At 74.2% G+C, this 14,953-nt stretch carries 16 protein-coding genes; 8 read left to right on the top strand and 8 right to left on the bottom strand.

Translation table 11 applies throughout. From position 1 onward, the window contains the following. Positions 1-135: 135 nt before the first annotated feature. Entirely contained in the window at positions 136-405 is a 270-nt protein-coding gene (locus ACFVGO_RS22385; protein WP_359902783.1) for a chaplin, read from the top strand. 113 nt (positions 406-518) lie between these two features. Then, entirely contained in the window at positions 519-896 is a 378-nt protein-coding gene (locus tag ACFVGO_RS22390) for a hypothetical protein (RefSeq protein ID WP_380351282.1), read from the top strand. 91 nt (positions 897-987) lie between these two features. Here ACFVGO_RS22390 and ACFVGO_RS22395 read toward each other — a convergent pair whose 3' ends face one another. Further along, entirely contained in the window at positions 988-1,653 is a 666-nt protein-coding gene (locus ACFVGO_RS22395; protein ID WP_359902778.1) for a hypothetical protein, read from the bottom strand. Positions 1,654-1,952: 299 nt separating this feature from the next. On the opposite strand from ACFVGO_RS22395, the gene ACFVGO_RS22400 reads away from it, so the two are divergent. The 3 genes from ACFVGO_RS22400 to ACFVGO_RS22410 all read left to right on the top strand — a co-directional run bounded on the left by ACFVGO_RS22400 (position 1,953) and on the right by ACFVGO_RS22410 (position 3,208). Continuing rightward, positions 1,953-2,297, top strand: coding sequence for a rodlet layer protein (locus ACFVGO_RS22400; RefSeq protein WP_359902775.1), 345 nt, complete (start codon positions 1,953-1,955; stop codon positions 2,295-2,297). Between the two features lie 84 nt (positions 2,298-2,381). Continuing rightward, positions 2,382-2,726 (top strand): rodlet layer protein, encoded by a 345-nt coding sequence (locus ACFVGO_RS22405; RefSeq protein ID WP_359902772.1) that lies wholly within the window; start codon positions 2,382-2,384, stop codon positions 2,724-2,726. Between the two features lie 212 nt (positions 2,727-2,938). Further along, on the top strand, positions 2,939-3,208 hold the full coding sequence (locus ACFVGO_RS22410; RefSeq protein WP_359902770.1) for a hypothetical protein: 270 nt from the start codon (positions 2,939-2,941) through the stop codon (positions 3,206-3,208). Between the two features lie 79 nt (positions 3,209-3,287). On the opposite strand, the gene hemB is transcribed toward ACFVGO_RS22410, so the two are convergent. The 7 genes from hemB to ACFVGO_RS22445 all read right to left on the bottom strand — a co-directional run bounded on the left by hemB (position 3,288) and on the right by ACFVGO_RS22445 (position 10,647). Next, on the bottom strand, positions 3,288-4,268 hold the full coding sequence (gene hemB / locus ACFVGO_RS22415) for a porphobilinogen synthase (protein WP_359902767.1): 981 nt from the start codon (positions 4,266-4,268) through the stop codon (positions 3,288-3,290). Positions 4,269-4,336: 68 nt separating this feature from the next. Beyond that, positions 4,337-5,986 (bottom strand): bifunctional uroporphyrinogen-III C-methyltransferase/uroporphyrinogen-III synthase, encoded by a 1,650-nt coding sequence (locus tag ACFVGO_RS22420; protein ID WP_359902764.1) that lies wholly within the window; start codon positions 5,984-5,986, stop codon positions 4,337-4,339. Next, positions 5,983-6,990 carry a hydroxymethylbilane synthase gene (gene hemC / locus ACFVGO_RS22425; protein ID WP_380633584.1) on the bottom strand — a complete coding sequence of 336 codons (1,008 nt, stop codon included), beginning with the start codon at positions 6,988-6,990 and terminating at the stop codon, positions 5,983-5,985. Before hemC ends, ACFVGO_RS22420 begins: the two co-directional genes overlap by 4 nt. Before the next feature lie 41 nt (positions 6,991-7,031). After that, on the bottom strand, positions 7,032-8,396 hold the full coding sequence (locus ACFVGO_RS22430; RefSeq protein WP_380633586.1) for a glutamyl-tRNA reductase: 1,365 nt from the start codon (positions 8,394-8,396) through the stop codon (positions 7,032-7,034). 25 nt (positions 8,397-8,421) lie between these two features. Continuing rightward, a complete protein-coding gene (locus tag ACFVGO_RS22435; protein ID WP_359902755.1) occupies positions 8,422-9,324 on the bottom strand; it encodes a redox-sensing transcriptional repressor Rex in 903 nt (300 codons plus the stop codon). Between the two features lie 101 nt (positions 9,325-9,425). Then, positions 9,426-10,181: a 3'-5' exonuclease gene (locus ACFVGO_RS22440; RefSeq protein WP_359902753.1), complete on the bottom strand. Its 756-nt coding sequence runs from the start codon at positions 10,179-10,181 to the stop codon at positions 9,426-9,428. A gap of 172 nt (positions 10,182-10,353) precedes the next feature. Next, complete coding sequence (locus ACFVGO_RS22445; RefSeq protein WP_359902750.1) at positions 10,354-10,647, bottom strand: glutaredoxin family protein; 294 nt, start codon at positions 10,645-10,647, stop codon at positions 10,354-10,356. 104 nt (positions 10,648-10,751) lie between these two features. Between ACFVGO_RS22445 and ACFVGO_RS22450 the strand changes: the two genes are divergently transcribed. The 3 genes from ACFVGO_RS22450 (at position 10,752) to ACFVGO_RS22460 (ending at position 14,810) form a co-directional block, all read left to right on the top strand. Then, positions 10,752-11,798 (top strand): HAD family hydrolase, encoded by a 1,047-nt coding sequence (locus ACFVGO_RS22450; RefSeq protein ID WP_380351279.1) that lies wholly within the window; start codon positions 10,752-10,754, stop codon positions 11,796-11,798. A 635-nt stretch (positions 11,799-12,433) separates the two neighbouring features. Then, on the top strand, positions 12,434-13,255 hold the full coding sequence (locus tag ACFVGO_RS22455) for an ECF subfamily RNA polymerase sigma factor, BldN family (RefSeq protein ID WP_380351316.1): 822 nt from the start codon (positions 12,434-12,436) through the stop codon (positions 13,253-13,255). 265 nt (positions 13,256-13,520) lie between these two features. Further along, a complete protein-coding gene (locus ACFVGO_RS22460; protein WP_380351278.1) occupies positions 13,521-14,810 on the top strand; it encodes a DUF5667 domain-containing protein in 1,290 nt (429 codons plus the stop codon). The last annotated feature ends 143 nt before the right edge of the window (positions 14,811-14,953 follow it).

The raw sequence follows: 14,953 nt of genomic DNA on the forward strand, positions 1-14,953 counted from the left end.
AACCCCTTCCCACCCTCTCTCCCCCCCTCGTTCCCCCCACCTGCGCACCACCACCCCCCCCACTCATTCCCCCCCCCGCACCTCCCCCGCCCCCCCCACGCTCCACCCGTGTGTGATCGAGGAGATCAACCCCCCATGCAGAACATGAAGAAGGCCGCCGTCCTCTCCGCCGCCGCTGCCGGCCTGGTGCTGGGCGCGGCGGGCTCCGCCGCCGCCAGCGCGGGCGCCGAGGGCGCGGCCGTCGGTTCCCCCGGCGTCATCTCCGGCAACCAGATCCAGGTCCCGGTGCACGTTCCGGTCAACCTGTGCGGCAACTCCATCAACATCGTCGGCCTGCTGAACCCGGCCTTCGGCAACGCCTGCGCCAACGTGGAGCTGCCCCCGCCGCCCGCGGACGACTGCTGATCCCCGATCGGCACGTGTTCCGGCCGTCCTGCCCCCCGACCAGTCGGCCGGGGGGCAGTTCGGCGTCCCCGGACAGCCGTCCGGGATCCCCGATCCACCGAAGGGTGATCACGATGGTTTCGAAGAAGAACGCGGCCGGACTGGCCGCCGCCGTGGGTGCCGCGGTGCTGCTCGGCGCCGGTTCGGCGCAGGCCGCCACCGCCCCGGGCGAGGCCCCGGCCGGCCCGGCCACGCTGACCAAGACCGACCTCGGCCAGGCGCTGGGCGGGACCACCACCGGCCTCGGCTACGGCATCGCGCCGATCAAGAGCCTGCGGCTGGACCCGTGGGCGAACTCCTCGGCCGACTTCCTCAACAACGGCGCGGCCCTCCAGCCCGACCAGGGCCTGCCCGCCGTCGGCACCGGGACGCTGACCGGCCCGCTGAGCGCCGGCGGCGGCGTCAAGGACCTCCCGCTGGTCGGCGGGCTGACCGGCCTCCTGCCGGGCTGAGCCCCCGGGCGCGCGGGAGCCCGGCACCCCGGCCGCGTGGCCTGGGTGCCGGGCTCCCGTCCCCGGGCGCGGCGCCCGGGTCGGAGCCGACTCAGAGCTGGGTCAGGCCCGTCAGCCCGGTCGTCTGCACCACGCCGGTGGCGGTCCCGGTGGTGGTCCCGGCCAGGGCGGCCGCCGTGTCGGTGAGGGAGAGCCGGCTGTCCTCGCCCCCGAGGCTGGCCTTGGCCCCGGGAACCACCTGCACCGCGCCGGAGACCAGGCGCGGGTCGATCTCGTCCACCTTCAGCCGGCCGTCGGCGAGCTGGCCGGCGCCGTCCTGGGCGAGCGAGAGCGGCTTGCCGAGGGTGAGCCCCGGGGTCCTGGCGTGCAGCGGCGCGGCCGGGGCGTCCAGCAGCACCTTGCCGAGGTCGGCGCCCTGGTCGACCAGCGGGAGCGGCAGATCGGCCTTGGCGCTCGGGCCGACCTTGCCGGTGGTCAGCTGGGGGAGGATCTGCTCCGGGAGCAGCGCGCCGCCGCCGCTGGTGGTCCGGTCGGGCGCCGGCGGCATCACCAGCGAGGTCGGGATGCCGGCCGTGAGCCGGCTGCCCAGCGGGGCGAGCGGGATGTCCGCCGGGACCTGCTGGGTGGCCAGCGCGTCCTCCAGCGCGCCGACCTGGTCGGGGCCGATCGGGGTGGCGGCGCCGGCCGCTCCTTGGGAGGCGAGCACACCGGCACCGACCGCCAGCAGCATCGCGCCGGCCCGCTGGGAGAACTTCATGCTTTTCACCGTTCTGCTGTCCGTACTGGGGATCACTGGGAAGGGCTGCGGGGCCGCAACCGGAAAGCGATCTGCTCAACGAGTGACCGGGAGTGCGGATTGCGGCCGTTAACCGGTTCGGAGTAATAATCCGATCGGATTCCCCCCGCCGTCGCGCCTCCGGGACTCTTTTCAAGAATCCCCGTAACCTTCCGTGCCGTCGTTCTTTGATCTGGACGTCAGTGACTGCAGACCGGGTCTGAGCGTTCTCAGCGTTGTACGCACGGAATCCAAAGAGCATTTCAGAGAGGGATCTCGCCATGATCCAGAAGTCCTTCGCCGCCGCCGGCCTGGCCGTCGCCGCGCTGGCCGGTGCCGCCGCGCCCGCCTCCGCCATCGGTGACGCGGACGGCGCCGCCGCCTCCATCGAAGGCAACGGCGGTACCAACTTCACGGGCACGGTCGGGAACAACAGCCCGAACTTCCACTTCCTGGACAACCCGAACATCTGCCTGCCGGAGATCCACAACATCGCGGTCGGCGTGCTCGGCGTGGCCGTCCCGGTCGAGGTCCCGATCGCCAACAACGGCGGCAGGCAGTACTGCACCGTCGGCCAGGGAACCCAGAGCCAGGGCGACGGCGGCGTGTCCCACCTGATCGGCTGATCGGTCGCCGCTCCGTTCTCCCTGCACCACCCTCCGATCCACCTACGAATCGCTCCCCGATTCACCCCGAGAGGAAAACCAGAGATGATCAAGAAGTCCCTCGCCGCCGCCGGCCTGGCCGCCGCCGCCTTCGCGATGTCCGCCGGCTCGGCCTCCGCCATCGTCGACTCGGACGGCGCCGCCACCTCCGTCCAGGGCAACGGCGGCACCAACCACACCGGCACCGCCGGCAACGGCAGCCCGAACAGCCACGTTCTGGACAACCCGAACATCTGCCTGCCGGAGATCCACAACGTCGCCGTCGCCGTCATCGGCATCGCGGTCCCGGTCGAGGTCCCGGTCCTGAACAACCAGCCGAAGCAGATCTGCAACGTCGGCCAGAACACCCAGTCCACGGGCGACGCGGGTGTCTCGCACCTGATCGGCTGATCAAGGGGCACAGCACGGTCGGAGGGCCCGGGGAGGATCACCTCCCCGGGCCCTCCGGGCTGTGCGGGCGAAGTGTCCGGCCGGCCGCGCCGCAGCGCGGTCCGGACGGGTGAGCGGCGGGCCGGTCCGGCGCGTGGATCGCCGATCAGGACCGCCGGTTGTGATCACGTGTCAGAGCGCCCGCGGGGCGCTCCCAGAGAGAGGGCAGTTCCATGAAGAGCAAGCTGGCCAAGGCCGCCCTGACCGCCGCCGCCGCACTGGCGCTCGCGGGTGCCGCCACCCCGGCCTTCGCCCACGTCGGCCTGGCCGGCGGCGGCGAGTTCGTCGCCTCCGCCGACCAGCCGTTCGTGGCCGGCGGGGGCTTCGGCGTCGCCCACGCCGGTGACGTCGTCGCCGGAGGCTTCGGCGGCGGTGCCGCCACCTCCACCGACGTGATCGGCGGCGGCGCGGGCTTCGCGCACGCCGGCGACGTGGGCATCTGAGTCCACGGCCTGACGGAAACCCGGAAGGCCGGGTCGCTCCCCCACGGGAGCGGCCCGGCCTTCCGCCGTACGGGGTCCGCTACTTGAGCATCGCGGCGGCTTCGAGGGCCCAGTAGGTGAGGATCTGCTCGGCGCCCGCGCGGCGGATCGAGGTGAGCGTCTCCATGATCATCCGCTCCCGGTCGATCCAGCCGTTCGCGGCGGCCGCCTCGACCATCGCGTACTCGCCGGACACCTGGTACGCGGAGACCGGCACCGGGGAGGCGTCGGCGACCTGGCGCAGGATGTCCAGGTAGGCCATGGCCGGCTTGACCATCACCATGTCCGCGCCCTCGGCGAGGTCCTGCGCCAGCTCGCGCAGCGACTCGCGGGCGTTGGCCGGGTCCTGCTGGTAGGTCTTGCGGTCGCCCTTGAGCGAGGAGCCGACGGCCTCGCGGAACGGGCCGTAGAAGGCCGAGGCGTACTTGGCGGTGTAGGCGAGGATGCCCACGTCCTGGTGCCCGGCCTCGTCCAGCGCCCGCCGGATCACGGCGATCTGGCCGTCCATCATGCCGGACGGGCCGACCAGGTGGACGCCGGCGTCGGCCTGCACCCGGGCCATCTCGGCGTAGCGCTCCAGGGTGGCGTCGTTGTCGACGCTGCCGTCCGCGGCCAGCACGCCGCAGTGGCCGTGGTCCGTGTACTCGTCCAGGCAGAGGTCCGACATGACCACCAGGGAGTCGCCGACCTCGGAGACCACGTCCCGGATCGCCTGCTGGAGGATGCCGTCCGGGTTGGTGCCCTCGCTGCCGGTCGCGTCCTGCACCTGCGGGACGCCGAACAGCATGAGGCCGCCCAGGCCCGCCTCGGCCGCCTCCACCGCGGCCTTGCGCAGGGTGTCCCGGGTGTGCTGGACCACGCCCGGCATCGAACTCACCGGGACGGGCTCGCTGACGCCCTCGCGGACGAACAGCGGCAGGATCAGCTCCGCCGGGTGCAGCCGGGTCTCGGCCACCAGGCGGCGCATCGCCGGGCTCCGGCGCAGTCGGCGCGGGCGTACGTACGGGAATTCAGCGGACACGGCTTCTCTCTCCGAACGGTTGTGCAGTGCCGGGGGCGACGGTCGGCCGCCCCCGGCCATGAGGGGTGTCAGCGGGCCTTGCGGCGCGAGCCGGGACGGCGCTCGCTGGGCCGGTAGACCGGCTCACCGGCGGCCGTCGCGGTGTCGCGGCGCTTGGCCCCGAAGTCTGCCAGCGCCTGGGCCAGCGCGGCCGCCGACGGCGCCGGGGCCATCACGTCGACCCGCAGGCCGTGCTCCTCGGCGGTCTTGGCGGTGGCCGGGCCGATGCAGGCGATGACGGTCACGTTGTGCGGCTTGCCCGCGATGCCGACCAGGTTCCGGACGGTCGAGGACGAGGTGAACAGCACCGCGTCGAAACCGCCGCCCTTGATCGCCTCACGGGTCTCGGCCGGCGGCGGCGAGGCGCGCACCGTCCGGTACGCCGTCACGTCGTCGACCTCCCAGCCGAGCTCGACCAGGCCGGCCACCAGGGTCTCGGTGGCGATGTCGGCGCGCGGCAGCAGCACCCGGTCGATCGGGTCGAAGACCGGGTCGTACGGCGGCCAGTCCTCCAGCAGGCCGGCCGCGGACTGCTCGCCGGAGGGCACCAGGTCCGGCTTCACGCCGAAGTCCACCAGGGCCTGCGCGGTGGTCTCGCCGACCGCCGCGACCTTGATCCCGGCGAACGCGCGGGCGTCCAGGCCGTACTCCTCGAACTTCTCCCGGACGGCGCGCACCGCGTTCACCGAGGTGAAGGCGATCCACTCGTAGCGACCGGTGACCAGGCCCTTGATGGCCCGCTCCATCTGCTGCGGGGTGCGCGGCGGCTCGACCGCGATGGTCGGCACCTCCTGCGGCACCGCGCCGTACGAGCGCAGCTGCTCGGACAGGCCGGTGGCCTGCTCCTTGGTGCGCGGCACCAGGACGTTCCAGCCGAACAGCGGCTTGGTCTCGAACCACGAGTGCGAGGCCCGGTGGGCGACCTGCTCGCCCACCACGGCTATCACCGAGGTGGCCGGGTCGACCGGGGCGGAGACCGGCGAGGGCAGCACCCGGGCGGCCTTCAGGTCGGCCGCGATGCCGGACAGGGTGGAGGTGAAGGTCCGCTGGCGGGTGGTGGTGCCGGAGAGCGTGGCGCTCAGCGCCGACTCCGGCTTGCGGCCGCACGCGACCAGGGCGGTGGCGGTGGCGGGCAGCTGGCCCAGGGTGGTGCGGACCACCAGGGTGGTCTCCGGCGCGCCCAGGTCCACCGGGCTGCCGGCCAGCAGCGCGGCGCCGTCCACGAAACGCACGTCGGTGCCGGACCCGGCGCGCAGCGGGACGCCCGCGTACGCCGGGACGCCGACCGACTGGGCCACGCCCGGGATCACCTCGAACGGGATCCCGTCGCCCGCGCAGCTGAGCATCTCCTCGGCGGCGCAGCCGTCCAGGCCGGGGTCGCCGTCGACGGTGCGGACCACGTGCTTGCCGGAGCGGACGGCCTCGGCGACCAGCTTGGCCAGGTCGAAGTCGGTGCCCTCGGCGGCGGGGGCGTGCACCTGCACGCCGGCCGGACAGTGGCTGCGCACGGCGGCGGCGGTCAGCGGGTCGGCGACCAGCACGTCGGCGGTGGACAGCACCTCGACCGCGCGCAGGGTCAGCAGGCCCGGGTCCCCGGGGCCCGCGCCCAGGAAGGTGCACCGTCCGGTGGCGGGCTGTCCCACCGGGAACAGGGCATCGGTGGCGGTGGTGGGGCTCATCGGGCTCGCTCCCCCATCAGGGCGGCCGCGCCCGCGGCGAGCAGCCGGTCAGCCAGCGCGCGGCCGAGGGCCACCGCCTGCTGCTCGGCGGTCTCGTCGAGGACGATCGGACCGTTGGCGGACATCTTCAGCAGGGCGGTTCCGTCGGGGTCGCCGACCACGCCGTCCAGCCGCAGTTCGTTCTCCCGGCCCCAGGTGGCCAGCGCGGCCACCGGCGCCGAGCAGCCGGCCTCCAGGGTGGCCAGCAGGGCGCGCTCGGCGGCCACGGCGACCCGGGTGGGGGCGTGGTCCAGCGTCGCGAGCGCGGCGGTCAGCCCGGTGTCGGCGGTGGTGCACTCGATCGCGAGCGCGCCCTGGCCGGGGGCCGGGACCATCACCTCGGTGTCGAGGTGCTGGGATATCTCGGCGCTGCGGCCGAGCCGGTTCAGGCCGGCCGTCGCCAGCACCACCGCGTCCAGCTCGCCGCTGGTCACGAAGCCGATCCGGGTGTCCACGTTGCCGCGGATCGCGACGGTCTCCAGCTGCGCGCCGCGGGCGTTGGCCCAGGCGTTCAGCTGCGCCATCCGGCGGGGCGAGCCGGTGCCGATCCGGGCCGGGCGGCCGGCGCCGGCCAGCTTCTCCACCAGCTCCTCCAGGGCCAGGCCCTCGGTCGCGACCAGGGCGTCCCGGACGTCCTCGCGCTCGGGGACGGCGGCCAGCGCCAGCCCCTGCGGGGCGGCGGTGGGCAGGTCCTTGAGCGAGTGCACGGCGAAGTCGATCCGGCCCTCCAGCAGCGCGTCGCGCAGCGCGGAGACGAACACCCCGGTGCCGCCGATCTGCGCCAGCGACTCCCGGGAGGTGTCGCCGTAGGTGGTGATCTCGACCAGCTCGACGGCGCGCCCGGTGACCCTGGTCACCTCGCGGGCCACCATGCCCGACTGCGCCATGGCGAGGGCGCTGCGCCGGGTGCCGAGCCGCAGGGCCGCGGTGGCCGAGGGCTGCTCCGTGATCGGTTGACCATTCATGAGGTGATCGTCCCGGTGGTACTCGTGGGATGGCTGACGGTTCATCTGGTGCCCCCGGCCGAGGGCTGGGGCGCCCCGCCGACGGGCGTGCCCGACACGGCGTGCACGGCCGCCGGGTCGAGGTCGAACAGTTCGCGCAGCGCCTCCGCGTAGGAGGCGCCGCCCGGCTCGGCGGCCAGCTGCTTCACCCGGACGGTCGGGGCGTGCAGCAGCTTGTCGACGACGCGGCGGACGGTCTGGGTGATCTCGGCGCGCGAGCGCTCGTCCAGGTCGGGCAGCCGGGAGTCCAGCCGGCCGAGCTCGGCGGCGACCACGTCGGAGGCCATCGAGCGCAGCGCGACCACGGTCGGCGCGATCCGGGCGGCCCGCTGGGCGGCGCTGAAGGCGGTCACCTCGTCGGAGACGATCCGGGCGACCTGGTCGACGTCGCCGGCGCCGGGGCTGGCGGCGTGCGCGTGGGAGAGGCTCTCCAGGTCGACCAGCAGGGCGCCGGGCAGCTCGTGCACGGTGTGGTCGACGTCGCGCGGCATGGCCAGGTCGAGCAGGGCGAGCGGCTCGGACGCCCCGTGGCGGAGCCGCTGGGCGTCCCGTCGGGAGGCGACCGCGGCGGCCACGTCCTCGGCCTTGATCACCACACCGGCCGCGCCGGTGCAGGAGATCACCAGGTCCACCTCGGCGAGCGCCTCCGGCACCTTGGCCAGGTCCAGGACCGAGGCCACGTCCGGGCCGAGGATCTCGACCAGCCGCTCGGCGCGGGCCGGGGTCCGGTTGGCGATCAGCAGGTCGGTCACGCCGGAGCGGACCAGGGTGGCGGCGGCCAGCGAGCTCATCGAGCCGGCGCCGACCACCAGCGCGCGCTTGCCGGCGATCTCGCCCGCGCCCGCCGCGACCTGCTCCAGGCCGAAGGTGACCAGCGACTGGCCGGCCTTGTCGATGCCGGTCTCGCTGTGCGCGCGCTTGCCGACCCGCAGGGCCTGCTGGAACAGCTCGTTCAGGCCGCGCCCGGCGGTGTGCTCCTCCTGGGCCTTGGCCAGCGCGTCGCGCAGCTGGCCGAGGATCTGGCCCTCGCCGACGACCATCGAGTCCAGGCCGCAGGCCACCGAGAAGAGGTGGTGGACGGCGCGGTCCTCGTAGTGGACGTACAGGTGGGAGGTCAGCTCCTCCAGGTCCACCCCGCTGTGGTGGGCCAGCAGCAGCGACAGCTCGGCGACGCCGGCGTGGAACTTGTCCACGTCCGCGTACAGCTCGATCCGGTTGCAGGTGTTCAGCAGTGCGGCCTCGCCGACCGTCGCGGTGGCGGCGGCGTCGTGCAGCAGCCGGGTCGGTACGTCACCCGTCAGCGCGGCGCGTTCCAGCACCCCGACCGGGGCGGTGCGATGGCTCAGCCCTACGACGAGAAGGCTCATGCCCGCCCCCCACAGCTCTCGGTGTTCATGCGGGCATCACCGCGGAGAGATCCCCGTCGCCGCCCTTGGCGGACTTTCCCTTGGCCTGCTCGGCCTGGTCCTTGGCCGCCGACTCGACGGTGCCCCGGGGCTTGCCGCTGCCGCCGGCCGCGCGGCGCAGCTTGGCGGCGGCCGCCCGGACCGGACCGGGGGCGCGGTCCAGCACCGACTCGGCACGGTCGTCCGGCTCCTCGCCGGCCTTGCGCTGCTCGTGGAAGGCGAGGATCTGGAGCTCGATGGAGAGGTCCACCTTGCGCACGTCCACGCCGTCCGGGACGGTCAGCACGGTCGGGGCGAAGTTCAGGATGCTGGTGACGCCGGCCTCCACCAGCCGGTCGCACACCTGCTGGGCGGCGCCGGGCGGGGTGGTGATCACGCCGATGGAGACGTGCTGGCTCTCGACGATCGACTCCAGCTCGTCCATGTGCCGCACCGGCAGTCCGGCCGCGGTGGAACCGACCACGTTGGGGTCGGCGTCCAACAGGGCGGCCACCCGGAAGCCGCGGGAGGCGAACCCGCCGTAGTTGGCGAGCGCGTGGCCGAGGTTCCCGATGCCGACGATGACGACCGGCCAGTCCTGGGTCAGGCCGAGCTCGCGGGAGATCTGGTAGACGAGGTACTCGACGTCGTAGCCGACGCCGCGGGTGCCGTAGGAGCCGAGGTAGGAGAAGTCCTTGCGCAGCTTGGCCGAGTTCACGCCGGCCGCGGCGGCCAGCTCCTCGGAGGAGACGGTCGGCACCGAGCGCTCGGAGAGCGCGGTGAGGGCCCGCAGATAGAGGGGCAGGCGGGCGACTGTCGCCTCCGGGATGCCCCGGGCACGCGACGGTCGGCGCGCGGCGCCCTGGTCGGGCGTCTGCGAACTGCTCTGTGGTGATCGGCCGATTGCCACGGTGCTCCTGTGGGTGAAGCTGGGCTTTGGCAGCCAGGCTATGCGTTTGTGAACGTGTGCACAAAGATGGTGTCCGTTTTGTCCCTACACAGTGATGCGCATCACGCCATCGACCGCATAGCACCGGCCCGGGTCAGCACGACCTCCGGGGCTCGCGAACCGGGCAGCCAGGGGCCGTACGGGGCCTCCCTGCGCAGCAGCGGGACGCCGGCGCCGGACGGGTGGGAACGGGCCCGCCCCAGCCGGGGCCAGGGCACCTCGGCGGCCTCGCGCAGCGGGCCGGCCCAGTCGCCCGGCGGACAGGACGGGGCGCCCAGGCAGTGCCGCAGCAGCTCGGCGGTCACCCGGGCGTCGCCCAGCGCGGTGTGCGCCGGGTACCAGCCGAGGTCCGCCGCCTCCGCACAGGCCGCCAGGCCCTGGCCGCGGGCCTGCGGCAGGTGCGCGCGGGCCAGCCGCATCGTGCACAGCAGCGGCACGGGCGGCAGCGGCACCCCGATCCGGGCGAACTCGCGATCCAGGAAGGCGTGGTCGCAGCTGACGTGGTGACCCACCAGCACCCGGCCGGCCAACAGCTCCAGCAGCCGCGGGGCGATCTCCCGGAAGCGCGGGGCGCCCTCCACGTCGCACTGGCGTATCCGGTGCACATGGGTCGGACCTACCGGGCCCAGCGGATCCAGCAGGGTGGCGAACTCGCCCTCGGGACGCAGCCGCTCGTCGAGCAGCACCACGGCCACCTCGACCACCCGGTGCCGCCACGGGCTGCGGCCGGTCGCCTCCACGTCCACCACGGCGAAGCCCCGGGGGACCGTCCGGGGCTCCGGAGCTCCGGACACCCGGAGGGCAGGACCGGGAAGCATGGCGCACTCCTCGTGTGCTCAGCCCCCCACGGGCGCAAACGCGTTCGATCGTAAGCCGACCGACCCGCCCCGCCCCACGCCGGAACGGAGTGTCTTTGGCAACGATTCGGCGAACCTCCCCCGCCGATCGGCGGGGGGTCGGTACACGGACGAACGCCCGGTCAGGCCCCGCTCAGCCGCCGAGGGCAGTGCGCAGACGGCGCTCGTCGACCCGCCAGAAGTCGTGCTGGCGGCCGTCGATCAGGGTGACCGGAATCTGCTCCCAGTAGCGGCGGTACAGCTCCTCGTCCTGGGTGATGTCCCGCTCCTCGAAGGACGCCCCCAGCTCGCCCGTCACCCGGAGGATCACCTCGCGGGCCTCGTCGCACAGGTGGCAGCCCGGCTTGCCGACCAGGGTCACGGTCCGGTCCGCGGGCTCGGGGCTCTTGCGTCGCAGCAGTGGGCTCACCACCCCATTCTCCGCCATGGCACCCGCCCGCCCGGGGGCACCCGGCACCCGGTGGAGCTGTTCACCTCGCGGGCACGGCTCCGTCACGGTCGCCGCGCGCCCGGCTGGCTATCCTCGATGACATGGCCGTGCTCAGAAGGCTCACCCAGGCAAGGCGTTCCAGCAGCGAGCGGAGCGCCCTGGCCGGCGAAGCCGCGGCCGAGGCGGCCGAGGCCGCGCTGCGGGCCGAGCCCGGGCCGGACGGCACCGCGGGGCGGGACGGCGGCACCGGGCCGGACGGCACCACCGGAACGGACGGCAGCACCGGGCCGGACGCGCCGGCCGCGGCGAAGCCCGGCAGGGCCCCCAAGACCCCCAAGGCCTCGACCGAGAACCACACCCCGGACCCGGACGACCCCCGCGCCGCCGCCTTCTTCGACTGCGACAACACCATCCTGCGCGGCGCCGCGATCTTCTACCTCGGCGTCGGCCTCTACCGCCGCGGCTTCCTCACCCGCCGCGACATCGCCCGCTTCGCCTGGCAGCAGGCCTGGTTCCGGCTGCACGGCACCGAGGACCCGGACCACATCTCCGACGCCAAGCAGTCCGCCCTCGGCATCGTGGCCGGCAAGCCCACCGCCGACCTGGAGGCGATCTGCGAGGAGATCTTCGAGGAGGTCGTGGCGGACAAGATCTGGCCCGGCACCCGCGCCCTGGTCCAGATGCACCTGGACGCCGGCCAGCGGGTCTGGCTGGTCACCGCCGCCCCGCTGGAGGTGGCCAGGATCATCGCCCGGCGGCTCGGCATGACCGGCGCGCTGGGCACCGTCGCCGAGGCCCGGGACGGCCTGTACACCGGCCGGCTGGTCGGCGACCTGCTGCACGGCCCGGCCAAGGCCGCCGCCGTCCGCGCGCTGGCCCGGCGCGAACGCCTCGACCTCGACCGCTGCGCCGCCTACAGCGACTCGGCCAACGACATCCCGATGCTCTCGCTGGTCGGCCACCCGTACGTGGTGAACCCGGACGGCGCGCTGCGGCGCCACGCCCGGACCCAGGGCTGGCGGGTGCGGGACTTCCGGACCGGGCGCAAGGCGGCCCGGGTGGGGCTGCCGGCCGCGGCCGCGCTCGGGGTGCTGGCCGGCGCGACGGCGGCCGGGGTGGCGCTGAACCGGCGCAGGCGCCGCTCCTGAACCTCCCGCGCCGGGGGTCGCGCGGGCTCCCGAAGGCCGCCGGGGGCGCGCCCGAGGGCCGCCCGAAGACGGTCGGGAGGTCGTCGGCGGATCGTCGGGACGCCGTCGGGACGCCGTCCGGACGGGCTCGCCCCGGCGAGTGAGCGGGCGTCAACAGGGCCTCTGACCTGGCCCCTCTTACGGGCGAACTCCCCTGCACCGCAGGGTGGTCCGAGTCACCTGCACGAACCTGTCGCCCGGTGACCGGTTCTGATCGTTCGCCAGGCCGGGAAAGTCAGGGGTTGCCGAGCCCCAAGGCTGGGAAACCGCCCCTCAGGCCGCCGAATTGGTCACCCTGAGCGCCTGTTCGATCACGTTGAGCCGGATGAACGATGACAGCTCCGGTCAGTGTCAGCCGAATATGCACAACAAATGGATCCCAAACGACCACTTCGACCACACGGTGTAGCTGTCATTGCACAAAGCGTTATTCTCTCCTGGATGCACGTCACCACGCGTCCCGCTCGAACGGACGCTTCGGGGAGTGCTCTCCGCGCAGGCGGAGGTGATCCGTCCACAGTTCTGCCTCTGGGAGTCCCGTGTACCCACCCGTCCGGAACGACGCGCCTGCACCCTCCCGCCCGTCGTCCGCGCCCCTGCGCCCCCGCACCGGCCTGCGCGGTCGGCCGACCGCCGAGCGGCAGATCTCCACCGGCCTGACCCTGCTGCGCACCCTGCTCCGCAGCCAGTTCGCCGTCCTGCCCCAACTCGCGCCGGCTGGAGGATCGTTCGTCCAGCCCCAGCCGCCCGGCCCGGCGCTGCGCACCACCGCCGCCGGCTCGGCCGGCACCGGCTCGCGCGGCCGCACCGGCAGCACCGGCGCCGGCCGGGGCCGCGCCCGGACGGCGCCCAACCCCGGCTACGAGACCGAGCACAACCCGATCATGGAGCTGGTCGAGCGCGCCCAGGCCGGCGAGAGCGAGGCCTTCGGGCGGCTCTACGACCACTACGCGGACACCGTCTACCGCTACATCTACTACCGGGTCGGCAGCCGGGCCACCGCCGAGGACCTCACCAGCGAGACCTTCCTGCGCGCCCTGCGCCGGATCGGCACCTTCACCTGGCAGGGCCGGGACTTCGGCGCCTGGCTGGTCACCATCGCCCGCAACCTGGTCGCCGACCACTTCAAGTCCAGCCGCTTCCGGCTGGAGGTCACCACCGGCGAGATGCTGGACTCCAACGAGTGCGAGCGCAGCCCGGAGGAGTCGGTGCTGGAGTCGCTCTCCAACGCCGCCCTGCTGGACGCCGTGCGCCGGCTCAACCCGCAGCAGCAGGAGTGCGTCACCCTGCGCTTCCTGCAGGGGCTCTCGGTGGCCGAGACGGCCCGGATCATGGGCAAGAACGAGGGCGCCATCAAGACCCTCCAGTACCGCGCCGTCCGCACCCTGGCCCGGCTGCTCCCGCCCGACGCGCGATGAACCGTGCCGAGGACGACCCCGGTGCCATACGGCACGGCCGTCCGTCACCGTTCGCGCCCGGCCGACACGTCAGGGTGAACGGTCGGTCCGATGATCAGCCGTGCGTAACCGACCGCCCGCACCACTCGTTGGCCAACGTGCAAGCCCCCACCAGGCGTACGGTCAAGTCGAATTGCGGCCTATCACCCGATGGAGTGGCTTTGGCCAGCCAGGGCAACCGTCCGGCAGGCCAGGGTGTCGACAACGACGAAGGGAGGTGTGGCCCGTGACGGCAAACGTGCTGGAGCACCGGCGGGCGAAGGCCTTCGCCGAGGCGCTGGAGGCCCACCAGGCAGAGCAACGCGCTGCGGCCAACGCCGAATCGGACAACGCCGCCGCCACCGGCGCCGGTCCGGTCGCGATGGCCGAACTGGTCGGTCTGACCGACGCGCTGGGGGCGCTGCCCGGGCCGGTGCTGGACCGGGAGGTCCGCACGGTCCAACGCGCCCAGCTGATGGCCGCGTTCGAGCAGGCCTTCGCCGGCGGGACGGGCACCCCGGTGCCCCGGCAGCGCCGCCACCGGGCGATCCGGACGGCGCCGCGCGGCCGCTGGAGCCGCCGGTTCGCGATCGGCGGGCTGGTCGCCGGGCTCGCCGTCGGCAGCCTGACCGGCGCCGCCGCGGCCAGCGCCCACGCCCTCCCCGGGGACACGCTGTACGGCCTCAAGCGCGGGCTGGAGGGACTCCGGCTCGACTTCGCCGGTTCCGACTCCGAGCGCGGCGAACTGCTGCTCGACAACGCGGCCACCCGGCTCGGCGAGGCCAAGACCCTGGTCGGCCGCACCGGCCCGGCCGGCGGCCTCAGCCCGGCCACCGTCGAACAGGTCCGCCGCGCCCTGGACGACATGCACGCCGACGCCCTCAGGGGCCGCGAGCTGCTGCGCTCGGTCTACCGCAGCAACGGCTCGCTCGACCCGATGCGGGCGCTGGCCGGCTTCGCCCACGACGAGGACGGCCGGTGGAGCGAGCTGCAGGGCCGACTGCCCGTCCAGCTCACCCAGCAGGCCGACCTGGTGAACCGCCTCTTCGACGACATGAGCGAGGACGTCGCGCCCCTGCGCCTGGTCCTGCCCCCCGCTCAGAGCGGTGGCGCGGCCGGCTCCGGAGCGGGCGACGGCTCCTCCCACTCCACCGACGGCTCCCCGGCCGGGTCCCCCGCGGCCGGATCCGGCACCACGGCCGGCGCCGACCGGGCCCCGGGCTCCGCCGGCAACCGCCCCGGCGCCCCCGAGCACGCCCCGGCCAACCCCGGCTCCGGCGCCTCCGGCACCGGGGGCAAGGGCGGCGTCCTGCCGGACACCCTGCCCAGCAGCGCCCCGGACGCCGTCAACGGCCTGGTCGGCGGCCTCACCAGCGGCCTCACCGGCACCAAGCCCTCGCCGAGCGCCGACGCGGCCCCGCAGCAGGCACCTCAGCAGGCCACGCCCGGCGCCCCGAACGCGGCCCAGCCGCAGGGCGTCGAGGTGCCCCCGCTGCTCCCGGACCTGCTGCCCGGGCTGCGCATCCTGGGCGGCTGACGGCAGGGCGGTGGGGGGGGGGGGGGAGGAGGGGGGCAGCGACGCGCCAACCAAACCCACCGCCCCTCCCCTCACCCCCACTCCCCCCGCAACACCCAAACCCACACCCACCACCCCAAACCAAACACAAACACCCAAAACGC

The sequence above is a fragment of the Kitasatospora sp. NPDC057738 genome, assembly GCF_042798815.1.
In the GTDB taxonomy this organism is placed as follows: Bacteria; Actinomycetota; Actinomycetes; order Streptomycetales; family Streptomycetaceae; genus Kitasatospora; species Kitasatospora lactacystinica.